A 26269-nucleotide genomic window follows, 5' to 3' on the forward strand; every position below is an offset into this window, starting at 1 on the left:
CGTTTCGCTGGTCTTTCAGCCACGAATCATTACATTCGGGGTCAGATGTCCGATTTTCCCGACGATATGCCGTTTTTCGGCGATGATGCACCGGCTGGCCGCGCGCCAGCTACCGGCGGTATTGCGGCGCGCGCCATGGCCGCGCGCAACCAACAGCGTGGCGAGCCTGACTACCTGAAAGGGCTGAACCCGGAACAGCGACAGGCCGTGCTGACGACCGAAGGCCCGGTTCTGGTGCTTGCGGGTGCGGGCACCGGCAAGACCCGTGTTCTGACCACCCGCATCGCCCATATCATCACCACCGGCCTTGCCTATCCGAGCCAGATTCTCGCCGTGACCTTCACCAACAAGGCCGCGCGCGAAATGAAGGAGCGTATCGGTCATCTGGTCGGCGGCGCGGTGGAAGGTATGCCATGGCTTGGCACGTTCCACTCCATCGGCGTGAAATTGCTGCGCCGCCATGCGGAACTGGTCAATCTCACATCCGATTTCACCATCCTCGATACTGACGATGTGATCCGGCTGATCAAGCAACTCATTCAGGCGGAAGGTCTGGATGACAAGCGCTGGCCTGCGCGCACTTTCGCCAATATGATCGACGGCTGGAAGAATAAGGGCTTTGGTCCCTCCGACATTCCGGAAGGCGATGCGCGCTCGTTCGGCAATGGCAAGGGCCGCGAATTGTATCAGGCCTATCAGGAGCGCCTGCGCACGCTCAACGCCTGCGACTTCGGCGATTTGCTGCTGCATCCGATCCGCATCTTCCGCAACCATCCCGATATACTGCGCGAGTATCACGCCAAGTTCCGCTATATTCTGGTGGACGAATATCAGGACACCAACACCGCGCAATATCTCTGGCTGCGCCTGCTCGCACAACGACCGCAGCCAAGAAACGCTCCTGATAGCCGTACCCCGCTTTCCTTACCTCAGGGTGAGGGTTCGCGCGTCAATCTGTGCTGCGTTGGCGATGACGATCAGTCGATTTACGGCTGGCGCGGGGCGGAAGTGGACAACATCCTGCGCTTCGACAAGGATTTTCCGGGCGCGGTTGTCATCAAGCTTGAGCGCAACTACCGCTCGACCGCACATGTTCTTGGCACCGCCGCGCATCTGATCGCTCACAACGAAGGCCGTCTGGGCAAGACGCTTTTCACCGAAGCGCCAAATCCCGACGATCCGCGCGTGAAAGTGCATGCAGCGTGGGATTCGGAAGAAGAAGCCCGCGCCGTTGGAGAAGCGATCGAACAGGCGCAACGTCAGGGCCATATGCTCAACAACATGGCGATCCTCGTGCGTGCTTCCTTCCAGATGCGCGAATTCGAAGACCGCTTCGTGACGCTTGGTCTCAACTATCGCGTTATCGGCGGCCCGCGCTTCTATGAGCGGCTCGAAATCCGCGATGCGCTGGCCTATATGCGCGTCGTCGCGCAGCCAGCCGATGATCTGGCGCTGGAGCGCATCATCAATACACCGAAGCGCGGTCTGGGCGAAGCGGCCATCCGTCAGGTTCACGACTATGCCCGCGCGCGTGACATTTCCATGTTCGCCGCCGCCTGTGACCTGATCGAAACGGAAGAGCTGAAGCCAAAGCCGCGCTCCGCCTTGCGCGAAGTGGTGGAAAACTTCCTCCGCTGGCAGTCGCTGCTCGACAACACACCGCATACGGAACTGGCCGAAACCATTCTCGACGAATCCGGCTACACGGCGATGTGGCAGAACGACAAGTCGGCGGAAGCGCCCGGACGGCTGGAAAACCTCAAGGAACTGATCCGTTCCATGGAGGATTATGAAAGCTTGCGCGGCTTCCTTGAGCATATCGCTCTGGTGATGGATGCCGAACAGAATGAAGATATGGATGCCGTCAACATCATGACGCTGCATTCGGCCAAGGGTCTGGAATTCGAAACCGTATTCCTGCCCGGATGGGAAGAAGGCCTGTTCCCCCACCAGCGCGCGCTCGATGAAGGCGGACGCTCCGGGCTGGAGGAAGAACGCCGCCTCGCCTATGTCGGTGTCACCCGCGCCAAGAAAAACCTGCATATCTGGTTCGTGTCCAACCGCCGCATTCATGGCATGTGGCAATCGACCATTCCGTCGCGTTTTCTGGAAGAACTGCCGGAAGCCCATGTCGAGGTCGCCGAGCTGGAAGGCAATTACGGCGGCTATGGTGGTGGTTACGGCCAGTCCCGCTTCGACCGGGCCGATCCGTTCCAGAATAGCTATTCGACGCCGGGCTGGCAGCGCGCGCAGCAGAACCGCTCGGACGCCACCCGCAACAATTGGGGTTCACGCTCCGGCAGCCGCGTCGAGCGCGTCGGCTATGGCGAAACCGATTCCGGTTTCGGCGCCGGACGCGGTTCGGTCAAGGGCCGCACCATCGAAGGCGAACTGGTCGCGAAATCGGTGGCCGACAAGCCATCGGCTTTCAAGGTCGGCGACCGCGTGTTCCATCTGAAATTCGGCAATGGCAAGGTCGCCGTCGTCGACGGCAACAAGCTGACCATCGACTTCGACAAGGCCGGACAGAAACGCGTGCTCGACAGCTTCGTCCAGCCAGCCTAATACGAAATGCAGCGAGCCGGATTATTCCGGCTTGCCTTTTTCCCACGTCACATCGCCCCTGAAGAGCGGCACGGTCGAGAGCGAGGTCTTGGCCGAACCGTCCTGCACCTGACTGGCGTGGGCCAGATAAAGCAGCGTATTGTTCTGCTTGTCATAGATGCGCGTGATGACGAGCTTCTTCCAGATCAGGCTGGTACGCTCGGAAAAGACGCGCTCGCCCTTCTGGCTGAGTTCGATATCGCCAATGATCATCGGCCCGGTCTGCTCGCAGGAAATCGAGGCATTGGACGGGTCTTCAAACCATTTTCCCTTTTGCAGACGGTCGATCATGCTGCGCGAGAAGGAAGCGAGATGACAGGTCACACCCTTGACCTTCGGATCGGGCACCGCATCGATGACGATGTCGTTGCCGACCCAGTCCACGCCAACCTTGCCGACCTGTTCGGCAGCGGCTGGAAGGATCGAAACGCCCAAAAAAGCCAAAGCGGCGAAAGTCTGCTTCATCTCGGTCTCCTTGAAATCCTGTCAGGAGAAGTGGCGCAGCTTGCCCCTCTTTGCAAGAGGTTACTGAAACACGCCCGTCAACGACCACCCTCTTCCCATTTGTCCAGAAAATCGCCGATTGCCATGGCTTGAATGTCGGGCACAGCCTCATAGAGCTTTTCAACCGACCAGTCCCACCAGCAAAGTTTCAGAAGGCGTTCGATAGTGGCATAGTCAAAACGCGGGCGAATAAGTCTGGCCGGAACGCCGCCGACCACCGTATAGGGCGCGACATCCCTGGTCACGACCGCATTCGCGCCGATCACTGCGCCATGGCCGACCGTCACGCCCGGCGTGATAACCGCGCCATGGCCGATCCAGACATCATTGCCGATCACCACCCGTTTCGCCTGACGGCGCGCGCGAAAATCGCCATCGACACCCAGATAGCGGAAATATTCATTGGGGCGGTAGCTCAGCTTATGCGTGGTCAACCGTTCCATCGGATGTTCCAGCGCATTGATCCGCACATTGGCCGCGATGGAGCAAAACTTGCCGATCTCGGCATAAATGCCTTCGCCGTTGCGCTCGAAATAGGTGAAGTCGCCGACTGTCACTTCGCGCAATATGACCCGCTCGCCGATATCAGCATAGCGTCCGAGCTTCGAGGATTTGAGCTGCGCCGTTGAATGAATGCGCGGCTCGCTGTTCTGGAAACGAAGATCGTCGGAATTGGCCATCAAAAGTCTCAGGGTTTTGAAGGCGACTTAAGCCGCCTGCTGCGAACTCTGTTCGCTCGATAAGTATGCCTTGATAACATTCGGCAGCACATCGTCAAACTTTGCGAGCAGCGCTGCATGAATTTGCGCCTGAAACTGCGGCTCGAACCGTTCGAAGCCCTGCACACAGCCGAACGGAGCCGAACCGTTTCGGATTTTGTCCAGCTCCTCGCCCCAATGCCTGGCTTGCACAAAGTCGAGATAAGCCAGTTCCCGTGCCGGGTGGACGGGCATGTTGTGCTGCGCAATTTCCAGATGGTTGGCGAGCGAAACCGTGTTGAACTGTTCGATATTGCGATAGCGGAACCCCACCTGCCGGTTCAGGACATCGGGGCGTTGGGCAAAGAACGAGGCCAGCGTGCTGCGTCTCAGTGGATGCGGGTGATGATGGATGCTCAGGAACCTGTCCTTCACCCCGGCTGTGACAGCGCCTTTCCATTGCGCAAGGCGGAATTTCGGGAACGTATATTCGTATCGGGAAATCTTTCCGAGAAAGCGCCGTAGCTTGTACTTCCAGCGGGAATTTTCTGGTCGCACCCAGTCGCCATGCAATCTGGGGCGTCCGTTTTCATAAAGGTCGGACACGTCCAACGGGGCATTCAGAAAGAAATCATCGTTGGAATAGATGAAATGTTCCGAAAGGCCCGGTATGCGCCACACTGCGCCTTCAATCGCTCTCGCATTAAAGGACGGGCGAGCCGCGGGCAGACCTTTGAAAATATCGTCATGCGAGACAATCTGGATGAAGGACGGATCGCATTTTCCCTCGGTCGCGAAAGCATCGAGCAGCCGCGGCTTCTGATTGTCGGTGATGATGAAGATACGCCGTATGAACGGCGCGAACTTAATCACCGAGGCGATATTGTAATAGATTTCGCCATTGTCGAAGTAGCGCTCACTGGTTACCGCTTCGAAATGTGTCTTTTCGGAATCTGGCGCAAATTTCTGCCGCGAGGCCTTATGCGCCGGGTCCTGACCATCCACCCACGCAATTACGTAATCGATTTCCAATGCGGTTCTCTTGAAGTATTGCAGTTTTATAACTGAAATATAACAATCCGCCGGTCGATACCAAACGAAATAGCAGACTTCCACGTTCAACTTTGGTTGTCCGGCAAACAAAATGATTGAACAAAAATTTCAGAAATTATTGAAAACTGAGAAAAGAACCGTAGATTAGGCCCACTTAGAGCGGTTCCGGTTAAAACGGTATCGGGCAACCGCTCTATCTATTTATTTTTACGCATTATCCTACGCAAAGCCGCTACGCACTTTTGCTGGAAATGCTCTAGAAGTGCGTGATTATAAAGCACGCGAAGGCGCGCTCAGAAATGCAGGGTTCATCGGACATGAAAAAATTTCTGCCCATCTTCATCATTGCCTTCATCGTCGTGATTGTCGGCGCTGCTGGTTTCAACATGTTTCGGGACCGTCAGGCGGCGAAGGAACCCTTCGGCGGACCGCTCAATCTCGTCACGATGGATGGACAGCCCTTTACCGAAAAAGACCTGCGCGCCACGCCTTCGGTCATTTTCTTCGGCTTCACCCATTGCCCGGATGTCTGCCCCACCACGCTTTACGAGCTTGACGGCTGGCTGAACCAGCTGGGTGATGAAGGTCAGGACCTCAAGGCCTATTTCATCACCGTCGATCCTGAGCGCGACACGCAAGACATCATGAAAACCTATGTCGGCAATGTCTCGAAGCGCATTGTCGGCATCACCGGCACGCCGGAAAATATCGCCGACATGGTCAAGTCGTACCATGTCTACGCCAAGAAGGTTCCAGGCGAAGACGGCGAATACAGCATGGATCACACCGCATCCGTCTTCCTGCTCGACAAGGGCGGACGTTTCCGCAGCACCATCGCCTATCAGGAAAACCCGGACACCGCACTGCAAAAGCTGAAGAACCTCGCCAAGGGCGCTTCCGCCGGCTAGTGGTCTGATTCCAACATTTGCATCCCTCGGTTCACGCGCTGAGTAAATGTTGGAATCAAAAAGACCACTAGCAAGTATATGTATGTAGTGGATTTTTCGAATTTGACGTTTGAAACAGCATCTATGTCAGCCGGGATTCAAACGTCAAATTCAATCCACTAGTTCAAAGCCGAACCCTGCTTTCTTTGGCAACCGCCCTTTGGCGGGCATGTAAATCCCAAAGATTCGGAGCGCCATTTATGTGTTCGGATGGACGCGCGGCGCTCTGACAGCTAAACAGAAGCTCTTGAACTTTTAGAGAGCTTTTTACCTCATGGCCCAGTCACGACTTTTCTTTTCGGCGAACAAGGCGGAAGCCGAGCGCGTTTACAATATTCTCGAGCAGGCTTTCGAGGATGACGGCTTTCCCATCGCCATCACCGAAATTGATGAAGACCGGCAGATTTTCGAAGTTTCGGTCTATGTCGAGGACGGCGCTGAAGAGGTCGCGGCCCGTGTGGATGAGCTTGTCGGTGCCGACAAGTTCGAAACCGAGGAACTGCCGGATATTGATTGGGTCACCCATTCGCTGGAAGGTCTGAAGCCGGTTCGCGCCGGGCGTTTCTTCGTCCATGGCTCGCATGACCGTGACAAAATAGAACCGAACGACATTCCGATTGAGATCGATGCGGGTCTGGCCTTCGGCACGGGCCATCATGGCACCACCGCTGGCTGCCTCGAACTGATCGAGGAAGTCGTTGAGAACGAACATCCAACCAATGCGCTCGATCTTGGAACCGGCAGCGCCGTGCTGGCCATCGCCATTGCAAAGCTCGCGCCGATCCCGGTCCTTGCCACCGACATCGACCCGATTGCTGTCACCGTCGCGGCAGAAAACGCCGCCAAAAATGGCGTTGCCGAGCATGTCATCACGGCGACGGCAGAAGGTTTCGACCATTCGATCTTCCGCTCCTATACGCCTTTCGATCTGATTGTCGCGAATATCCTCGCCAATCCGCTGATCGAACTTGCGCCCTCGCTGAAACAGCATCTGGCTCCGAGCGGCTCGATTGTTCTCTCCGGCATCCTCGACAGCCAGCATGATGCAGTGCTCGCCGCCTATCAGGCGCAGGGCCTGACGCATCAAAAGACGCTGCATCGCGAAGGTTGGGTGGCGATCCATCTGAAATAATGCGATCCCGGAGACGGGACGCAAGAACGGTTATCTTCCATCTGTTGTGAGTTAGACCCATGGCTTTTCAGTCCTTTGACGTCACCACCAATCCGGCCAATGGCGCGCCCCGCGTGGCGAAGCTGCGCGAGAAAATGGCGGCCCTCAGCCTTGATGGTTTTCTGGTGCCTCGCGCCGACGAACATCAGGGCGAATATGTGCCGCCTCATGCGCAGCGCCTCGCCTGGCTGACGGGTTTTACCGGCTCGGCAGGTGCGGCTCTCATCCTGAAGAAATCGGCCTATGTCTTCATCGACGGACGTTACGAATTGCAGGTTCGCGCGCAGACCGACCCGAAAATCTTTTCCTATGAAAGTCTGGTCAGCACGCCGCCATCCGTCTGGCTGGCCGAAAACGGCAAGGGCCTGACTATCGGTTTCGATCCATGGCTCCACACCATTTCCGAAGCCCATGCGCTTCGCGAGGCGCTGGAAAAGCAGGGCGGCACGCTGGTTCCGGTCGAAACCAATCTGGTCGATGCGGTGTGGGACGATCAGCCCGCCGCGCCAACCGCTGCCGTGACCATCCAGCCCGCACGTTTTGCGGGTCATGAAGCCGCAGACAAGATCAGGGACATGCAGAAGGCGGTCACTGCCAGCGGCGCCACGGCCACCGTGCTGACGGATCCCTCGTCGGTCGCATGGGTGTTCAACATCCGCGGCAAGGATGTTTCCAACACGCCCCTGCCCTTGAGCTTCGCCATCATTCCGGCCAAGGGCGAACCGGAAATATTCATCGACGAAGCCAAGCTTGCCATTGAGCCCCGCGCTTATCTGACCCAGCTTGCCAAGCTGTCGGCTCCCAGCAATCTGGAAGGCCATCTCAGCGCACGCGCCGCAAAGGGTGAAGCCATTCTGCTCGACCCCGCACTTGCGGCAGAAAAACTGCGCCTGATTGTCACCGGCGCAGGCGGCATTGTGATCGAAGGCAAAGACCCTGCCCGCATTCCACGGGCGGTAAAGAACAAAGCCGAGCTTGACGGTTCACGTGCCGCGCATGAGCGCGACGGCGTGGCGATGGTCAATTTCCTGTCCTGGGTCGATGCGCAAAAGCCCGGCACGCTGGATGAAATCGGCGCAGCACAAAAACTGGAAGAATCACGCGCCAGCGCTGGACGTGATTTCCAGATGCCGCTGGAAGACGTGTCCTTCGACACGATTTCGGGCGCTGGCCCCAATGGCGCGGTGATCCATTATCGTGTCAATACCGACACCAACCGCACGCTACAGGATGGTGAGCTTTATCTGGTCGATTCCGGCGCACAATATCGCGACGGCACCACCGATATCACCCGCACGGTTCCGGTGGGCAAAATCGCGCCTGAAACCATCAAGGCTTTCACACTCGTGCTGAAAGGAGTGATTGCGATCAGCACGGCGCGTTTTCCCGCAGGCACGCGTGGACAGGATATTGATGTTCTCGCCCGCATCGCGCTGTGGAAACACGGCTTCGATTATGCCCATGGCACCGGCCATGGCGTCGGCGCTTATCTCTCGGTGCATGAAGGACCGCAGCGGATCGCCAAGACGGGTTCGCACGAACTTCTGCCGGGTATGATCCTCTCCAACGAGCCGGGCTACTATAAGCCGGGCTCGTTCGGCATTCGTATCGAGAACCTTATCATCGTCACCGAGCCGGAACTGCCGGAAGGCGGTGACATTCCGATGATGGGCTTCGAAACGCTGACTTTCTGCCCGATTGATCGTCGTTTGATCGACAAGGCGCTTTTGACGCAGGAAGAGCTGGACTGGCTCAACAATTACCACGCCCGCGTGCGTGCAAAGCTGTCAGGCCATCTGAAGGATGCGGAACGCAAGTGGCTGGAGACCGCCACCGCCCCGCTATAAGTTCAAATTGGGAAAAAATGGCGTAGCGCAATCAATAGCGCTGCGCCAGCAAAGAACATCGTCATCATGCTGACCCGCAAGGACAGGATGATGCAAACGGCCAGCACGAGCAGTTCGCGCCAGCCATGATCGGATGCGGGCGCGGCGACAATCGCCGTCAGCACAGCCGCAGGCACTGCATTCAGCGCCGCTTCCACACGATAATGCAAACGCTCAAAACGCGACAAAACCAGATGCCCGCCAATACGGGTCAGATAGGTGAAGAAGGCTGCGGCAATGATGATCCAGGTCGTGGTATCCATGGGCGTCAAACCTTCGCATTCTGCGGCTTAGCGAGAAGCGCGGCAAGCAACACGCCCCCGGCGGCCCCAAGCGTTACATGCCAGGGCGAACCGACGAATTTATAGGCGGCGATGGCAGAAATCGCGCTGACGACAACCACCTGCCACCAATGCCTGCGATGCCGGAAACTCATCACCATGCCGAGGAAGTAGATCGGCAGCAGGAAGTCGACGCCAATCGCGTAAGGATCGGAAATCAGGTCGCCGAACATCGCGCCAACCCATGTTTCCAGAATCCAGCAAATATAGGTCGTCAGCCCCAGCCCCATATACCACGAGAAGCTGATCTTCTTGCCTGCTTCGCTGCGAATCTCCACCTCCGCATATTGCGGGTCGACCAGCACGAAGAAGGCGACGGCCTTCTGCAAGAATGAGAAGTGGCGGATGCGCCGCCCTACTGTCGCGGAATAGAGCACATTGCGGAAATTGACCGCGAAGATGGAGAGAACAATCATCCATGGTGCGATATTCTGCCCGAACAGGTCGAGGCCGACCATCTGGCTGGCGCCGGCATAGAGCGATGCGCTCATAAACACCGCTTCGCCGACGGACAGGCCATTATCGATAGCGACCGCACCGAACAACACGCCGAAAGGTGAACCCGCCAGCACAATCGGCACTGCACGTTTCGCGCCTTCGATAAGCTCGCTGCTCGCAGAGACCTTTGCAGGCCTGAAACCCTGGTCCACGGAATCCCCTCCTTCAGCCAAGGAGCCATTAGAGCCTGAATGCGGCATGTGTGTGCGAAAATGGTGATTTTCGAATACCGGAGCGGAGCGTACTTAAGGTACGTGAGCACCGGAACGTAGAAAATTGCCATTTGCAGCCACACCGAACGACTTTTGGAACAGGCTCTTAGGCAATTCCATGACGTGTTGGAATACGTTTCCGGTAAAAATCATACAAATAGAGACGGTGCGGTCAGTTTATCTGATTGACGCAACATTTAGGCACCACTCATGCAGATAATTGATGCGGCGATCAATCCGGCTGATCTGGCGGCAGTGTGCCTTCAATCTTTCTGATCCAATCGACCAGAGGCCGCGCGCGCTCGACAAAGTCAACCAGCCGGTCCGCAAGCGCTGCCTCAGTGATGCTGTCCGGTTCGATTTCCATGCGCACGGCAAAATGGCGATTGCGAATCGCCTCCACGAGATCGGTTTCCGTCACGCTCTCAAAACCACGCGGAGTGCGCTTCAAACGGTCATTGTCGCTGATCTGCAAACCGTTCTTTTTCAGCTTTGTGACCACGGCGCGATAGTCTTCCGGCTTCTCGGAAATCGCTTTGCGGATGGCCAGCAGAAGCTTCGGCTTCGGCCCCCACCAGGCAACACCGGCATAGCAATCGCGCACGCCGGGCAGACCGATGCAGACATAAAAACAGCCGCTTTCGTCCCATTTGGTACCGGAGCGTGAAAGCAGCGCCGAAAGGTGCCGGTTATAGGGCGCTTTGTCCTTGGAAAACCGCGTATCGCGCTTGATGCGGAACTGCGATTTGACGCGGTCGCCCTTGAAGCCAAGCCCCGCTTTTTCAAAGCGGGCACTCAGTTCTTCAATCAGATCGCCAAGCGGCTCTTTCAGGTGTTCCTCAAAGAGATCCTTGTTCTCCACAAACCATTCCCGGTTCTGGTGGAAATCGAGCGCCTTCAAAAATGGAATAGCCTTGTCGCCAAACCCCTTGAACGGTGCCATTCGATCAGCCCTCCCCGACGAGCTTGAACCAGGCGTCTTCATCGATAACTTCGATGCCAAGCTCTGCGGCTTTTGCGAGCTTGGAGCCAGCACCCGGACCCGCCACCACAAGATCGGTTTTCTTGGAGACGGAACCGGCGGTCTTCGCGCCGTAGCGCTCCGCCATGGCCTTGGCCTCGTCACGGGACATGCGTTCCAGACTGCCGGTAAACACCACCGTCTTGCCTTCCACCGGCGAGCCAGTGGCGACACGCGCCGCTTCGTCCAGCGGGGTCACTTCCGCCAGAAGAGCGGCCAGCACGTCGCGATTATGCGGCTCACCGTAAAAATCCACCACCGCTTCCGCCACGATGGAGCCGATGCCCTCGACAGCCAGCATTTCCTGCCAGGCATCATTACCCTTGTCGGTGCGGTCGCCACCTTTGGGAGGCTGAGCTTCCAGAGCCGCTTTCTCAAAAGCGGCATAGGAAAGATAAGCGCGTGCAAAACGCTTAGCGTTGACTTCGCCGACATGGCGGATACCGAGGCCGAACAGAAAGCGGCTGAGCGCGATTTCGCGCCGGTCATTGATCGCGTCATAGAGCTTCTTCACCGACGTTGCGCCGAAACCCTCGATGTTTTCGAGCTTCTTCAGAGGCGATGCAGCCTGACGCTTTTGCAGCGTGAAAATATCGGCAGGCGATTTGATCTTCAGGTTTTCATCTTCGGCATGGAAGAAGAACTCGACCTGCTTTTCGCCGAGACCCTCAATGTCGAAGGCATTGCGCGACACGAAATGGCGAATACGCTCAACGGCCTGCGCAGCGCAGGTCAGCCCGCCCGTGCAACGATAGACGGCCTCGCCTTCCTCGCGCACGGCATGACTGCCGCAGACCGGGCACTGGTGCGGGAATGGAAATGGCACCGCACCGGCGGGCCGCTTTTCCAGCACCACATCGACGATCTGCGGAATGACATCGCCAGCGCGCTGCACGATCACCGTATCGCCGATGCGAATGTCGCGCCCTTCGCGGATCGGCTCGCCCTTCTGGCCGATGCCCTTGATGTAATCCTCATTGTGCAGCGTGGCATTGGTCACCACCACGCCGCCGACGGTGATCGGCTCCAGTCGCGCTACTGGCGTCATCGCACCGGTGCGCCCGACCTGAATATCGATGCCGCGCAGAATGGTGGTCGCCTGTTCCGCCGGGAACTTATGCGCAATCGCCCAGCGCGGGCTGCGCGAGCGGAAACCAAGCCGCGTCTGAAGATCGAGCCGATTGACCTTATAGACCACGCCATCGATATCGTAGTCGAGATTGGGGCGCTCCAGACCAATGGCACGGTAATGGGCGATCAGTTCATCGACGCTCGACAGGCGCTTCATCAGCGGATTGACGGGGAAACCCCAGCTGCGAAAAGCCTCGACCATGCCAAGCTGCGTATCGGCTGGCATATCGGACATCTCGCCCCAGGCATAAGCGAAGAAGCGGAGCTTGCGGCTTGCCGTCACCTTGGCGTCAAGTTGGCGCAGCGAACCAGCCGCCGTGTTGCGCGGGTTCACATAGGTCTGCTTGCCTTCGGCTTCCATTTGGGCGTTGAGCGCCAGAAAGTCGCTCTTGGCCATATAGACCTCCCCGCGCACTTCCACCACCGATGGCGCGCCCGCCGGGAGCCGGTTTGGGATCTCGCCGATGGTGCGGATATTGGCGGTCACGTTTTCGCCCGTCGTACCGTCGCCGCGCGTTGCGCCGCTGACCAGAACACCGTTTTCATAGCGGATCGACATGGAAAGCCCGTCGATCTTCGGCTCGGCGGTAAAGGCGATGGAATTGTCCGGCAATTGCCCCAGAAACCGATAGACGCTGCCGACGAAATCGCGCACGTCCTCGTCCGAAAAGGCATTGTCCAGCGACAGCATGGGCCGCGAATGCACGATAGGTGCAAAAGTCGCCAGCAGAGGCGCTGCGCCCACACGGCGCGAAGGGCTGTCATCGCGCACCAGTTTCGGGAAACGCGCTTCTATCGCCTCATTACGCCGCTTTAGCGCGTCATAATCGGCATCCGAAATCTCCGGCCTGTCATTGGCATGATAAAGCTCATCGTGATGAGCAATCTCACGCGCCAGTCGCTCCAGTTCGGCAGCAGCTTCAAGGTCGGTCAGTTTTTCAACGGGAGTTTCGGACATATGCGACAAGCATCCTGGCTATCTGAATCGACCAGAAACATATCCAAGAAAAGTCATTTAGCCTACAGCCGCCTGACTTTACGAACAGAGGATACTGCCAGATAGCTGTCAGGAGGCCAGAGCGCTGTTTTCCGCGAGCAGTCGCTCCGCCGCCGCGCGCGCCTCATCGGTGATGCTGGCACCGGCGAGCATACGGGCGATTTCTTCCTGACGCTCATCCACGCCGATGGACCGGATCGATGTCGACATGCGGTCTTCATGGGTCGCAGATTTGGCAATCAGGAAATGCGTCGATGCACGGGCCGCCACCTGCGGTGCATGGGTGACCGAAAGCACCTGCACCCGCGACGACAGCCGCGCCAGACGTTGGCCGATGGCATCCGCCACGGCACCGCCCACACCCGTATCGATTTCGTCAAAAACCAGCGTCGGCGCGGAACCGCGATCCGCCAGCGCCACCTTCAGCGCCAGAAGAAAACGCGACAGCTCGCCGCCGGAAGCAACCTTCATCATCGGACCGGCGCGCGTGCCCGGATTGGTGCGCACCCAGTATTCCACCGTATCGATGCCTTCGGCAGCGCGCGCTTGCGGGTCGGTGATCATCTCCACGAGGAACTCGGCGCGTTCCAGCTTGAGCGCGGGCAGTTCCGCCATGACGGCAGTTTTCAGATGCTCCGCCGTATCCTTGCGCCGGGCGGACAATTCCGCCGCCGCCGCGTCATAGGCAGCGCGTGTCTCGGTCGCCTGCGCTTCAAGTTGCACCAGCTTTTCCGCGCCTGCGTCCAACTCGGCTAGATCGGCGTCCATCTTGTCGCGCAGCGCAGGCAAGCCTTCCACAGCGACCGAATATTTGCGCGCAGCCGCACGCAGCGCGAACAGGCGCTCTTCCACCTGTTCCAGCACGCGCGGATCGAAATCGATCTCCCGCATGGCGTGGTCGATGCCGTCCTGCGCTAGAGCCAGACTGTTCAGTGCTTCATCGATGGCTTTGCAGACCGGCTCCAGCAGATGCGGCGCTTCCGGGATTTTACGTTCCAGACGGCGCACCAGACTTGCCAGTGTCGGCACTGGCGAACCATTGCCTGACAGAAGCTCGCCCGCTTCGTTCACATCACCGGCGATCTTTTCGGATTTCATCATCACCGCGCGACGTTCGGCGAGTTCGTCTTCCTCGCCGGGCTGCGGATCAAGCTTGGTCAATTCTTCGACGGAAGAGCGCAGATAGTCACCTTCGCGCTCGGCTGCTTCCACGCGAGCGCGATGACGCGACAAGGCGGTTTCCGCATCGCGCCACGCCTTGTGCCGTTCGCGCACCACGACCGCCTCGGCGTCGAGACCGCCGAAAGCATCCAGCAATGTCCGGTGCAGATCGGTATCGATCAGCGCACGGTCATCATGCTGGCCGTGGATTTCCACCAGCCTGCGACCCAGATCGCGCAACAGTGCAACGCTTGCCGCCTGATCGTTGATGAAGACGCGCGTGCGCCCATCGCCCATCTGGAGGCGACGCAGGATGACGTCGCCGTCATCGTCAAAACCATTTTCGCGAAGGAAAAGTCGGGCCGGATGACCGCCCGGCACATCGAATACCGCCGTCACCTGCCCCTGATCCGCCCCGTGGCGAACCAGTGAAGCGTCGCCACGCGCACCGAGCGCCAGCGACAGCGAATCAAGCAGGATGGATTTACCGGCGCCGGTCTCGCCCGTCAGCACGGACAAGCCGGTCTTGAACTCGATGTCGAGCCTTTCAATCAGGACAATATCGCGGATCGAGAGGTGCGACAGCATGTCGGGCTCAAACTGTTATGAACCGCCGCCCGTGATGAGCGACGAAGCCTTGGCCAGCCATGAGCCACCGTTTTCGCGTGGTTCCAGACCACCGCTCTGCAAGAGCTTGTAGCTGTCCTTGTACCACTGGCTGTCCGGAAAATTCTTGCCGAGGACGGAAGCGGCCATCTGGGCTTCCGAGGTCAGGCCGAGCGCATAATAGGCTTCGACCAGACGCGCCAGCGCTTCTTCCACCTGACGGGTGTTGGAATATTCCTCGACCACGCCGCGGAATCGCTTGATGGCGGCCAGATATTCCTTGCGTTCCAGATAATAGCGGCCGACCTGCATTTCCTTGCCGGCGAGCTGATCGCGGGCGAAGCGGATCTTGGCCTTCGCATCGTCGGTATATTCCGAATCCGGGAAGCGATCGACCACTTCCTGCATCGCGGCGATGGCGCGGCGGCTGGCAGCCTGATCGCGTGTCACGTCCGGAATCTGACGGAAGTAGGAAAGACCGATGATGTAATAAGCGTAAGCCGATTCGGGCGATGTCGGGTAAAGCGTGTTGTAACGCTTCGCCATGCTGATCGCTTCTTCGTAGTTACCCTTGCGGTAATTGGTGAAGGCAGCCATCACGAGCGCCTTGCGTGCCCATTCCGTATAGGGATGCTGGCGGTCGATGGCAGCGAACTTCTTGGAGGCTTCGTCGAGACGGCCTGCATCCAGATTGGCCAGACCTTCATTATAGAGCTTGTCGGCAGGATCGATCGTCTCAACATACTTGGTGAGATCGATATCGTCGTCCTTGCTGGCACAACCGGCGAGCGGGATAAGAACGGCGATAGCGCCAGTCAACAGCGCAGTTTTCGTCACACCCGTGAATTTGAAACTCGTCATGCGGTCTCCGGCCTTCTGGCAGCGTCATTCCTGTTTGAAGCAACGTGCGCGCTTGTAGCATTGCAACCGTGCTTCATCCATCCAAATCATTCAACTTTGGCAAAGATTAAACAATGCCAAGGCTGTTTTGGCCGTCCATAAACCACATGCAGGCGCAATCGTCTAGCTCTACAATCGCCAGATTTTGGCCGAAACACTGTCCGGACGGCTCCTTCGCATCCTGTGAACCGTGAAGATTGGTCCCCTCATCGACCCGCCGCAAAACGGAAGGCGACTCGTATCGCAATGGTGAACCGGCGAACACGGCTCAATTAAGGCCATGCGCCGGGATCATCCAAATTATTGTGGACGATGCTGCGAGAGGTTTAAAGCGCCCAGGGTGCCGCGATATTCGGCTTCACCGCAACGAAATCCGAGCTCTTCGCATTGCGACGCACACCAGATGCCTCGACGATATCGAAAGCGCTCTTGTCGGCAAGAAGCGCCTTCACCGTCTCTGCGTTCAGGCGATGACCGCTGCGATAGGAACGGAAGCAGCCGATGAACGGCAGACCGGCGAGCGCCAGATCACCCACCGCATCCAGCGTCTTGTGACGTACGAACTCGTCCTTGAAGCGCAGACCACCCGGATTGATGACCGAATTGTCGTCGCCGATGACCAGAGAATTGTCGAGCGATGAACCCAGCGCATGACCGGAGGCCCAAAGACGCTCCACATCCTTCATGAAGCCAAAGGTGCGCGCAGTGGAAATTTCCTTGCGGAACACCGCCTCGTCCATGTCATTGGCAAATTTCTGACGACCGATCAGCGGGCATTCGAAATCGATCTCAACTTCAAATCGCGTGCCGGAGAACGGGCGGAACTCGCCCCAGGAGCCACCGGCTTCCACACGAACCGTCTTGAGAATACGGATGAAACGGCGCTTGGCCTGCTGCGTGACAATGCCCGCCTCGTCAAGCGCTTCGATGAAGCGCGCCGAGGTGCCATCAAGAATAGGCACTTCCGGGCCATCAACCTCGACGATCAGATTGTCGATGCCAAGTGCTGCAATAGCGGCCATCAGATGCTCGACGGTATCGATCTTCGCTTCTTTCGGTCCAAGCGAGGTGCACAGGTCAGTCGCGCCGATTTCCGAAACATGGGCACGGATTTCGCGCGCGCTGCTTTTCAGGTCCGAGCGCTGGAAGACAATACCCGTATCCGCATCGGCAGGAAGAAACGTGGCCGAAGCCGGAGCGCCACCATGGACACCCACACCGGAGAGGGTCACCGCACGACCAATTGTCTTCTGATAAGCGCTCAAGACTGTTCCAATCTATTCATAATCAAGAATATACGCGCAGGCGTAAACAGGCCGCACTTGCTCGCTGGCGTACCCTGCTCCCGCAATCGCACATCTAATCCTCAAACGGATTAATCTGTTAGATATGGCAAAATTAGCGGCAGGGAAGACAAAAAGAATCACAACCCCGTGTGAGCCCCAAAACAACCGACCACATATAAAATAGTGAGCCGGAACGTTCGGACAAAATCACGCTTTCTTACGCTCTATTACCATAAAAGCCGTTTTATTCCAGCATTTCCCGCAAAATACAAAAAGCCCACCTGAGACAGGCGGGCTTTCTGAAATTTTATGTCGGTGTTCGATCAGTTCGACTGACGGCGCAGGAAGGCCGGGATTTCGAGCTGGTCGTCTTCCGAAGCTGCACGCGGCTGCGGGCGGCCCTGATCATCGAGCTGGCCACGACGCGGTGCGTAGATCGAGCCGTCCTGCTGCATCGGGCGGCGTTCAGCCGGACGCATGCCGGGTTCGCGATGCTGCGCAGGCTCCAGACGGGCTGCAGGCTGCTCTTCTTCACGACGCGACAGACCGTGGGTCAGGCGCTTGAGAAGGCTCATCGGGCCGCGTGGCTCTTCCTGAGCAGGCTGTGGCTGCTGCGGAGCGCGACGGGCGGCGATTTCAGCCTGTGCAACCGGCGGGAAATCCGAAACGGCTGGCATACGTGGAGCCGGGCGCGGTTCGCGGGCCGGTTCTGCATGCATCTGCTGCGGCTGCTGGTAAGCCTGCGGCTGAGCGGCCTGAGCAGCGTGAGCCTGAGGCATCGGTGCGCGAGCAACCGGTGCGCGTTCGAAGGCTTCCGGTGCAGGTGCCTGGAAAATGCGGCTCTGCGGACGGAAATCAGGCTCTGCGGATGCAGCAGGTGCGGCTGGCGCAGCTGCAATCGGCATATCGACTTCGGCAGACTGGATTGCCTGCGCAATCGGGTCAGCCTGACGCGGCTGTTCAACGACCGGAGGACGCAGAGCGCCATGCGGAGCCATAGGCTTGGCCTGCGAGGTCGGCTGCTTTACTGGCTGGCGAAATTCCAGCGGCGCAGGCGCCGCATCTCCGATCTGCTTGTCGATGCCGGTAGCAACCACGGATACACGAATGACGCCTTCGAGACCTTCGTCGAAGGTTGCGCCGAGGATGATGTTTGCTTCCGGATCAACTTCTTCACGGATACGCGTTGCAGCTTCGTCGACTTCGAACAGGGTCATGTCGCGACCGCCGGTGATCGAAATCAGCAGGCCCTTGGCGCCACGCATCGAGGTTTCGTCGAGCAGCGGGTTGGCGATGGCAGCTTCGGCAGCAGCCATTGCGCGGCCTTCGCCGGAAGCTTCGCCGGTGCCCATCATCGCCTTGCCCATTTCGCGCATGACAGAGCGAACGTCAGCAAAGTCGAGGTTGATGAGGCCTTCCTTGACCATCAGATCGGTGATGCAGGCAACGCCCGAATAGAGCACCTGATCGGCCATCGCGAAAGCGTCGGCGAAGGTGGTCTTGTCATTGGCGATGCGGAAGAGGTTCTGGTTCGGAATGACGATAAGCGTATCGACGTTCTTCTGCAGTTCTTCGATGCCGAGATCGGCCGTCTTCATGCGGCGCGCACCTTCGAAATGGAAAGGCTTGGTCACGACGCCGACGGTCAGGATACCGCGTTCACGTGCTGCGCGGGCAACAACTGGAGCTGCGCCGGTGCCGGTGCCGCCCCCCATGCCTGCGGTGACGAAGCACATATGCGTGCCATTGAGGTGATCGACGATTTCGTCGATGCATTCTTCAGCAGCGGCACGACCGACTTCGGGCTGGGAACCTGCGCCGAGACCTTCCGTCACGGCAGCGCCGAGCTGGATGATGCGGTCGGACTTCGACATGGTCAAAGCCTGCGCGTCGGTGTTGGCCACAACAAAATCCACACCGCGAAGACCGGCATTGATCATGTTGTTGACTGCATTGCCGCCGCCACCGCCGACACCGAAAACGGTGATGCGGGGCTTCAGCTCGGTGATGTCCGGCTTTTGCAGATTGATAGTCATTGGTCCTTGTTCCTCTTAAAGCCCGTCACCGCTTTTCGCCGCTGCGGTGCTGATTGGTTGTTACCCAGATGGTCACGTCCCGGAAAATTCGACTGTTCACTCAAAGATCGGTTACTCAGAAACTCTCCCTCAGCCATTGGCTGACACGTTGAATGCGCCCACCCGTACCGGTCATAAGACCGGAGGAAGCTGCTTTTACCGACCGCTCTTCTATCCCGGCCACCTGCGGGTAGATCAGAAGTCCGACGGTCGCGGCAAAAGCTGCCCCCTTAGCCGCCTCAGGCAATCCCGCTATTCCTAGAGGACGCCCGATTCGTACATTTCTTGCAAGGATTCGTCTGGCGGCCTCCGGCATGCCCGGCAATTGGCTTGCGCCGCCGGTCAAAACCACACGCTTGCCGACAATGTGTCCGAGACCCGACTGGTTCAGCCTGTCGCGAACCAGTTCCAGCGTTTCTTCCACTCTTGCGCGGATAATCCGCGTCAAAACCGACCGCGGATACTGATTGGGTACATCACGCTCGTCGTCGCCAATTGGCGAGACGGAGATGAGATCGCGGTCGTCGGCAGCGCTTGGCAGCGCCGAGCCATACATGACCTTCAGGCGTTCGGCGTCTTCCATGCGAGTGGAGAAACCGCGCGCCACATCCATCGTGACGTGATTGCCGCCGATGGCAACTGCATCGGCGTGAATGAATTTGCCTTCGGAGAAGACAGAGATCGTCGTGGTGCCGCCACCCATGTCGATGCAGGCCGCACCCATTTCGGCTTCATCGCCGACCAGAGCAGACAGACCGCTTGCATAAGGCGTCGCAACAATGGCCTCGACCGACAGATGGCAGCGATTGATGCAAAGCTCGAGATTGCGCAGCGGAGCGGCATCAGCCGTCAGCACATGCATGTCAACGCCGAGGCTGTCGCCCAGCATGCCCTGCGGGTCGCGAACGCCGCGCTCGCCATCGAGCGTGTAGCCGATCGGCAGCGAGTGAACGAGGTGACGTTCAGCGGCCAGAGCCTGTTTCGCGCCGGCTGCGAGAACGCGGCGAATATCGGTCTGTTCGACTTCATGACCGCCGAGATTCACGCTCGCGGTGAAGGTTTCGCTCTTGAGGCGACCGGCCGAAATATTCACGATCAGGCTATCGACGGTCAGACCGGCCATGCGCTCTGCGGCATCGACGGCGAGACGGATGGATTGTTCGGCGGCATCGAGATCGATGATCACGCCGGATTTCACGCCACGCGAACGCTGATGACCGATACCCAGCACTTCCATGCGGTGCGTGCGGCCTGGCAGAAGCGCGCCGCCTTCATGCGGACGCAACCTTGCGATGACGCAGGACACCTTGCTTGAGCCAACATCCAGAACCGTGAGCAGGCGCACTTTGCGCCCTGCAGTTCCGCCTTGAGATGATCCCTTACCGCCCAGAATACTCATACGCGCTTCCCCGTGCGGGCCAATTCTTTCTTACGCTCCGCCAGGAACTTCTGGCGCTGTTCCATACCGCTTGCCGTCAGCTGAACGGTCACACGATCATCCAGACGAAGATCGACCGCCATGATATCGCGGGTGAGAAGTTGCTTTTCCTCATCGAGTTTCTGGATTTGTGCGAGCGCTTTCAGCGGATCTTCCGCCGGGAGCATGATGCGCACGCCATTGTCCAGAAGAAGGTCCCAGCGACGGTCAGCGACGCGGATATAAGCGCGAACCTTGCCAGCCAGCGCCGGATAGTTTGCGACCTCGTCGACAAAGCCCTTAACGACCTTTTCAGCGCCGTCGCCAACCACAAGCGGCAGCGTGTTGTAGCGCCCGGCGCGGAAAGGCACGATGGTGTCGCCTTCGGCATCGATCAGCGACAATTCCTTGTCGTTCTGCCAGATGGCGAAGGCCTGACGTTCATGCAACGCAACCTGAACCGTACCCGGATAAACCTTGCGTACTTCGGCGCTCTGCACCCATGGCAGCTGTGCGATGGCGGCGCGCGCTTCTTCAGCGTTCAGGCCGACCAGCGAGGTCTCGCCATCAAGGTTAAGCTGTCCCAGAATATCGATATCGGAGGTCTCGTGATTGCCGACCACCTTGACGTCCTCGATGGCGAAACCGAGCGTCGAGGCCGTAGCCTTCACCACATCCTGCGAGTGACCGCCAACAACCATGCCGTAAATGCCGGTGGCGCCGAGGAAGCCCAGCATGCCAATGGTTCCGGCATGACGTGGAATGCTGACATTGCCCTGAAACAGACGGGCAGCGAAGCGAAACGGCTTGCGCAGAAAGCGCGGCAGGACGAATGCGACATTCATCGCCGATGCGTCTCGCATCGCGCCCGAGCGCCTATATCCATCATTTCTGCCGTTCAACGCAAACAAGACGCGTCCTCCACCATCCAACTCAACAATTCACCGAAAGAGATACCAGCCGCTTTGGCGATATCAGGCACGAGCGAGGTGGGCGTCATCCCCGGTTGGGTGTTAACTTCCAACCAGATAACTTCGCCTTCTTCTGAAAAACGATCATCGAAACGGAAGTCCGACCGGCTTACGCCCCGACACCCGATTGCCCGATGCGCCGTAAGGGCCATTGTTTGTATTTTTTGGTAAATATTTGGTAAAATTTTTGCCGGGCACACGTGAGTTGATGCGCCTGCAACATATTTTGAATCATAATCGTAGAACTGATGACCGACCGGAACGATCTCGCAGACATCCATTGCGCGGTCGCCCATCACGGCGCAGGTCAATTCGCGGCCAGCGATGTAGCTTTCAACCAGAACTTCGTCGCCATATTTCCAGTCCGCAGAGCCGATGATTTGCGGCGGATGGGTCTGGTCTTCCTTGACGATCACAACGCCAAAGCTTGAACCTTCACGCACCGGCTTGACCACATAAGGCGGCTCCATCGGGTGTTCGGAACCGATATCGAAACGGTTCATCAGACGCGACGGCGCGACGGCCACGCCAGCCGCCGCAGCAACCTTCTTGGCGCGATCCTTATCCATGGCGAGCGCGGAAGCGAGAACGCCGGAATGGGTGTAGGGAATCTGGAGATATTCGAGGATGCCCTGAATGGCGCCATCTTCACCGAATGGGCCGTGCAGCGCATTGAAGGCGACATCAGGCTTCAGCTCGGCGAGAACACTGGCGACATTGCGATCCACATCGATACGGGTCACACGGTAGCCGCGCTCTTCCAGGGTCGCCGAACAGGCCGCGCCGGACGACAGGCTGACAGGACGCTCGGAGGAGAACCCACCCATCAAAACGGCGACGTGTTTTCCCGTCATGTTAAGCATCCCCTCTGCGCAATCCCCTGCGCGGTGAATCAAGAACAGAGTCCGAGTAGCCCAGCGGGCCGGTGTTCCGATCCCGAAATTCGTTTCAACCGATATCGATCACCGACGAATTTCGGGACCGAAAGAACACCGGCTACTTTTTAAACTGCCAGTGTCGTTTTGATCTCGAAGTTCGCACTCACGCACGATATCGAACCCTAGCGAACTTCGAGACCACGACACTGGAGGCCGCAGACGTCCACGGCAGGAAAATCCTGCCGAATCAAATCACTGTGTGGTTAACCATAAAGAATCAGAGGATTGATTCCGTGACAAGACCCTATCAAAAGGGACGAACCTTACGCGTCGCTTGCGAAGGCAAAAAAGCCCGGATTTTCAGGCAGAAAATCCGGGCAATTTTTTTATTAAACTTTGCCGAGAAACTCTTCTACGCGCTCGCCGTCGCGGAACAAACCGAGACGCTTGATCTCCCAGTGGAGGCGAATCCCTGACGACTCAAAAACTTTTGCGCGAACTGTCTCGCCCAAAGTCTCCAGATCATGCCCGGTCGCAGTGCCGGTATTGATCATGAAATTGCAGTGCATCTCCGACATCTGGGCACCGCCGATACGCAATCCACGGCAGCCCGCCTTGTCGATTTCCTTCCAGGCAGACGTGCCTTCAGGATTCTTGAAAGTTGAGCCGCCGGTTTTTTCGCGCACAGGCTGCACCGTCTCACGGTGATGCTGCACCTCGTCCATGGCGCGCTGGATATCCTCGCGGTCACCCGGAACGCCCTCGAACAGCGCCGAGGTGAAGATCAGCTCCGGCGATACCGAAGAATGGCGATAGGCATAGCCCATATCGGCATTCGAAAGCACATGCAGTTCGCCCTTACGGTCGAGCGCCCGCACCTCCACGACACGCTCGCGCGTTTCCACACCATTGGCGCCCGCATTCATGCGTAACGCCCCGCCGATGCCACCAGGAATGCCGTGGTAGAAATGGAAGCCCGAAAGGCCCGCTTCCAGCGCCGCCGCTGCCACGCGCTTGTCTGGCGTCGCTGTGCCTGCCCTGAGCTGCGTTTCGGAAACGCGCTCGACCTCGCCAAACCCCTTAGCGGAAAGCCTGATGACAAAGCCGGGAACGCCCCCGTCACGCACGAGCAGATTGGAACCGATGCCCACCACGAGGATCGGTATTTCTTCCGGCACTGCCTTCAGGAAATTCGACAGGTCTTCCTCGTCGGCGGGCTGGAACAGAACCTGTGCCGGTCCACCGGCGCGAAACCAGGTGATCTTGTCCATGCCCGTATCGGGCGTCAGACGCCCGCGCAGGCCCGACAGCTTGCCGTCAAGCTTCTTCAGAAGCGCCTCGCCGCTTTCCATCGGGTGATAGTCCATTACTTCTTACCCTGTTCGGCGAGTTCCTTGGGCAGCGCATAGGCCCATTGCGTGATGTTGCCCGCGCCGAGGCAGACGACAAAGTCGCCCGGCTGCGCGATGGAGGCAACGAGCGGGGCCAGAGCTTCCGGCCCGCTGGCGTAGCGCGCATCGCGATGGCCCGCCGTCTTGATGCGGCTGACAAGCGTTTCGGAGTTCACGCCTTCGATAGGGTCTTCGCCCGCCGTATAGACCGGCGTGACGATGACCGTGTCGGCATCGTTGAAGCATGCGGCAAATTCGTCGAACAGGCTGTGCAGGCGGGTGTAGCGGTGTGGCTGCACAATGGCGATCACGCGACCACCTGCCTGAGTTGTTGCGTCGCGTGCGGCTTTCAGCACCGCGCGGATTTCCACTGGGTGATGGCCATAATCGTCGAAAATCTCGACGCCGTTCCACGAACCCGTATGGGTGAAGCGGCGCTTCACGCCACCGAATGAACCAAGGCCGCGACGGATATCGTCAGCGGAAATGCCCAGTTCATGTGCGACTGCGATCGCCGCCGTGGCGTTGGAAACATTGTGCAGGCCCGGCATCGGCAGGCGCAGATCCTTGATCTCGACGGCCTCGCCCTTGCGCGAACGGATGACCACGTCAAACAGGTTCGCCGCACCTTCCATGCGCTGATTGACAAAACGCACTTCCGCCTGCGGGTTCTGGCCATAGGTGATGATGCGGCGATCCTCGATGCGGCCCACAAGCGCCTGCACTTCCGGATGATCGAGGCACATGACGCCAAAACCATAGAACGGCACATTCTCGACGAACTGCGCGAAAGCCGCGCGCACATTGTCGAAATTGCCGTAATGGTCGAGATGTTCCGGGTCGATATTGGTCACAACCGCGATATCGGCGGGCAGCTTGAGGAAGGTGCCGTCGCTTTCGTCGGCTTCCACCACCATCCAGTCGCCGTCACCCATGCGGGCATTCGTGCCATAGGCGTTGATGATGCCGCCATTGATGACCGTCGGGTCGAGATGCCCTGCATCCAGAAGCGCTGCCACCATGGAAGTGGTGGTCGTCTTGCCATGCGTGCCGCCAATGGCAACAGCGCGGCGGAAGCGCATCAGCTCGGCCAGCATTTCGGCGCGGCGCACGATGGGCAGCAGCTTTTCGCGGGCAGCGGCCAATTCCGGGTTGGTCTTCTTGATTGCGGTCGAAACGACGATGACTTCCGCGTCGCCAAGGTTTTCCGCCTTGTGGCCGACGAAGACCTCGATGCCCTTGTCGCGCAGACGCTGCACATTGGCGCTGTCCGACTGGTCCGAGCCCTGAACCTTGTAACCGAGATTATGCAGCACCTCGGCGATGCCACTCATGCCGATGCCGCCGATTCCGATGAAATGGACGAGCCCGATATTCAGCGGCATTTTCATGGCCGAGTTCCTTCTTTGAATTCGTGAACTGATTTGCCAGTTGCAATAGCCTCTGCCAGATCGGCAAGCAACCGCGCAGCATCCGGCTTGCCAACGCTTTTCGCAGCTTTTGCCTGATTTTCGAGCCTTTCAGGCTCATTCATCGCCGCTTGCAGGATTTGCGCGAGGCGTTCCGGTGAAAGATCGGCCTGTCGCACGACCTCGCCGCCGCCGGCATTTGCAAGGGCCGCGGCGTTGGCCGCCTGATCATGATCCAGCGCATGCGGGAACGGCACCAATATGGCCGGACGACCGATCACGGTGATTTCCGAAACCGTCGATGCGCCGGAACGTGAAATCACGAAATGCGCATCCGCCATGCGAGCGGGCATATCGTTGAAGAACGGAGCCACATCGGCAGGAATACCAAGCTTCTTGTAGGCCTCACGCACGGAAGCTTCGTCTTCCTTGCGCGCCTGCTGGGTGATCAGAAGTCGCGCGCGTTCCTTCTCGGGCAGAAGAGCAACAGCAGCCGGTATCGCGTTTGAGAAGAACTGCGCACCCTGACTGCCGCCGAAAACCAAAAGACGAAACCGCTCGTCCGGCTTGGCTTGCTTGTAAGGCGTGGCGGCTGCCGCCAACACAGGCGGGCGCACCGGATTGCCGGTCGTGACCGTTTTGTCGGCAAAGGCACCGCCTGTTTCCGGCAGAAACCCGCCTGCAATCGCCTTGACGCGCCCCGCAAGGCCTTTGTTGGCGCGGCCCATCACGGCGTTCTGTTCATGCACCAGCGTCGGAATATGCATATTGCTGGCCGCATAAAGCGGCGGCAAGGTCGGGTAACCGCCGAAACCAGCGACAAGCTGCGGCTTCAAGCGGCGGAACAATTTGCGTGAATCGAGATTGCCCTGCCACAGCGACCAGAATGTTTTGAGCAGCGCAATCGGATTGCGGCCCGCAATGGTCGCAGAACGGATCACATGCACATGGCTTTCATCGAAAGCGCCTGCAAAACGCTGCGCCCGGGCATCGGTCGCCAGATGTACATCCCAGCCGCGAGACTTCAATTCATGCGCCAGCGCTTCCGCCGGAAAAAGATGGCCGCCCGTTCCCCCGGCGGCCAATACGATAACACCTTTAGCCATCAATCC

21 protein-coding genes and 1 pseudogene are annotated in these 26269 nt (G+C 58.5%); 4 read left to right on the forward strand and 18 right to left on the reverse strand.

Annotation, left to right across the window (positions count from 1 at the left end; genetic code table 11):
* Positions 1 to 45: 45 nt before the first annotated feature.
* A complete protein-coding gene (locus ABWW11_RS08740; RefSeq protein WP_319081210.1) occupies positions 46 to 2565 on the forward strand; it encodes an ATP-dependent helicase in 2520 nt (839 codons plus the stop codon).
* 21 nt (positions 2566 to 2586) lie between these two features.
* Here the strand turns inward: ABWW11_RS08740 and ABWW11_RS08745 are convergent, their stop codons facing one another.
* The 3 genes from ABWW11_RS08745 to ABWW11_RS08755 form a co-directional block, all read right to left on the reverse strand.
* On the reverse strand, positions 2587 to 3069 hold the full coding sequence (locus tag ABWW11_RS08745) for a CreA family protein (RefSeq protein ID WP_109369395.1): 483 nt from the start codon (positions 3067 to 3069) through the stop codon (positions 2587 to 2589).
* Positions 3070 to 3146: 77 nt separating this feature from the next.
* The gene (locus tag ABWW11_RS08750; RefSeq protein WP_319081212.1) at positions 3147 to 3788 is read right to left on the reverse strand and encodes a DapH/DapD/GlmU-related protein; all 642 of its coding nucleotides are present in this window, start codon (positions 3786 to 3788) and stop codon (positions 3147 to 3149) included.
* 27 nt (positions 3789 to 3815) lie between these two features.
* A complete protein-coding gene (locus tag ABWW11_RS08755) occupies positions 3816 to 4838 on the reverse strand; it encodes a stealth family protein (RefSeq protein WP_109369397.1) in 1023 nt (340 codons plus the stop codon).
* A gap of 338 nt (positions 4839 to 5176) precedes the next feature.
* Between ABWW11_RS08755 and ABWW11_RS08760 the strand changes: the two genes are divergently transcribed.
* The 3 genes from ABWW11_RS08760 (at position 5177) to ABWW11_RS08770 (ending at position 8824) form a co-directional block, all read left to right on the forward strand.
* The gene (locus tag ABWW11_RS08760) at positions 5177 to 5767 is read left to right on the forward strand and encodes an SCO family protein (RefSeq protein WP_109370262.1); all 591 of its coding nucleotides are present in this window, start codon (positions 5177 to 5179) and stop codon (positions 5765 to 5767) included.
* 313 nt (positions 5768 to 6080) lie between these two features.
* Entirely contained in the window at positions 6081 to 6938 is an 858-nt protein-coding gene (locus ABWW11_RS08765; RefSeq protein WP_109369398.1) for a 50S ribosomal protein L11 methyltransferase, read from the forward strand.
* Positions 6939 to 6997: 59 nt separating this feature from the next.
* Positions 6998 to 8824, forward strand: coding sequence for an aminopeptidase P family protein (locus ABWW11_RS08770; protein ID WP_109369399.1), 1827 nt, complete (start codon positions 6998 to 7000; stop codon positions 8822 to 8824).
* Positions 8825 to 8826: 2 nt separating this feature from the next.
* Here the strand turns inward: ABWW11_RS08770 and ABWW11_RS08775 are convergent, their stop codons facing one another.
* The 15 genes and pseudogenes from ABWW11_RS08775 to murG all read right to left on the reverse strand — a co-directional run bounded on the left by ABWW11_RS08775 (position 8827) and on the right by murG (position 26263).
* Complete coding sequence (locus ABWW11_RS08775; RefSeq protein WP_109369400.1) at positions 8827 to 9126, reverse strand: AzlD family protein; 300 nt, start codon at positions 9124 to 9126, stop codon at positions 8827 to 8829.
* A gap of 5 nt (positions 9127 to 9131) precedes the next feature.
* Positions 9132 to 9854 carry an AzlC family ABC transporter permease gene (locus ABWW11_RS08780; protein WP_109369401.1) on the reverse strand — a complete coding sequence of 241 codons (723 nt, stop codon included), beginning with the start codon at positions 9852 to 9854 and terminating at the stop codon, positions 9132 to 9134.
* 29 nt (positions 9855 to 9883) lie between these two features.
* A pseudogene (locus ABWW11_RS08785) lies at positions 9884 to 9985 on the reverse strand (flagellar basal body P-ring protein FlgI); the annotation flags it as partial.
* 161 nt (positions 9986 to 10146) lie between these two features.
* Positions 10147 to 10857 carry a DUF2461 domain-containing protein gene (locus ABWW11_RS08790; RefSeq protein WP_109369402.1) on the reverse strand — a complete coding sequence of 237 codons (711 nt, stop codon included), beginning with the start codon at positions 10855 to 10857 and terminating at the stop codon, positions 10147 to 10149.
* 4 nt (positions 10858 to 10861) lie between these two features.
* A complete protein-coding gene (gene ligA / locus ABWW11_RS08795; RefSeq protein ID WP_109369403.1) occupies positions 10862 to 13024 on the reverse strand; it encodes an NAD-dependent DNA ligase LigA in 2163 nt (720 codons plus the stop codon).
* Between the two features lie 108 nt (positions 13025 to 13132).
* Positions 13133 to 14812 carry a DNA repair protein RecN gene (recN, locus tag ABWW11_RS08800; protein WP_121536394.1) on the reverse strand — a complete coding sequence of 560 codons (1680 nt, stop codon included), beginning with the start codon at positions 14810 to 14812 and terminating at the stop codon, positions 13133 to 13135.
* 15 nt (positions 14813 to 14827) lie between these two features.
* A complete protein-coding gene (locus tag ABWW11_RS08805; RefSeq protein ID WP_109369405.1) occupies positions 14828 to 15691 on the reverse strand; it encodes an outer membrane protein assembly factor BamD in 864 nt (287 codons plus the stop codon).
* A gap of 365 nt (positions 15692 to 16056) precedes the next feature.
* Positions 16057 to 16995: a UDP-3-O-acyl-N-acetylglucosamine deacetylase gene (gene lpxC / locus ABWW11_RS08810; protein ID WP_109369406.1), complete on the reverse strand. Its 939-nt coding sequence runs from the start codon at positions 16993 to 16995 to the stop codon at positions 16057 to 16059.
* A gap of 344 nt (positions 16996 to 17339) precedes the next feature.
* Positions 17340 to 19052, reverse strand: a complete 1713-nt coding sequence (gene ftsZ / locus ABWW11_RS08815) for a cell division protein FtsZ (RefSeq protein WP_109369407.1) — start codon at positions 19050 to 19052, stop codon at positions 17340 to 17342.
* Positions 19053 to 19167: 115 nt separating this feature from the next.
* Positions 19168 to 20490, reverse strand: a complete 1323-nt coding sequence (gene ftsA / locus ABWW11_RS08820) for a cell division protein FtsA (RefSeq protein WP_109369408.1) — start codon at positions 20488 to 20490, stop codon at positions 19168 to 19170.
* Entirely contained in the window at positions 20487 to 21419 is a 933-nt protein-coding gene (locus tag ABWW11_RS08825; RefSeq protein ID WP_109369409.1) for a cell division protein FtsQ/DivIB, read from the reverse strand. Before ABWW11_RS08825 ends, ftsA begins: the two co-directional genes overlap by 4 nt.
* Complete coding sequence (locus tag ABWW11_RS08830; protein WP_109370263.1) at positions 21407 to 22333, reverse strand: D-alanine--D-alanine ligase; 927 nt, start codon at positions 22331 to 22333, stop codon at positions 21407 to 21409. The genes ABWW11_RS08825 and ABWW11_RS08830 overlap by 13 nt, the downstream gene beginning before the upstream one ends.
* A gap of 413 nt (positions 22334 to 22746) precedes the next feature.
* Complete coding sequence (gene murB, locus ABWW11_RS08835) at positions 22747 to 23709, reverse strand: UDP-N-acetylmuramate dehydrogenase (RefSeq protein ID WP_109370264.1); 963 nt, start codon at positions 23707 to 23709, stop codon at positions 22747 to 22749.
* A 14-nt stretch (positions 23710 to 23723) separates the two neighbouring features.
* Positions 23724 to 25139 carry a UDP-N-acetylmuramate--L-alanine ligase gene (gene murC / locus ABWW11_RS08840; protein WP_109369410.1) on the reverse strand — a complete coding sequence of 472 codons (1416 nt, stop codon included), beginning with the start codon at positions 25137 to 25139 and terminating at the stop codon, positions 23724 to 23726.
* A complete protein-coding gene (gene murG / locus ABWW11_RS08845) occupies positions 25136 to 26263 on the reverse strand; it encodes an undecaprenyldiphospho-muramoylpentapeptide beta-N-acetylglucosaminyltransferase (protein WP_109369411.1) in 1128 nt (375 codons plus the stop codon). Before murG ends, murC begins: the two co-directional genes overlap by 4 nt.
* Positions 26264 to 26269: the final 6 nt, after the last annotated feature.

The sequence above is a fragment of the Brucella sp. NBRC 113783 genome (assembly GCF_040372265.1).
GTDB classification, from domain to species: Bacteria; Pseudomonadota; Alphaproteobacteria; order Rhizobiales; family Rhizobiaceae; genus Brucella; species Brucella teleogrylli.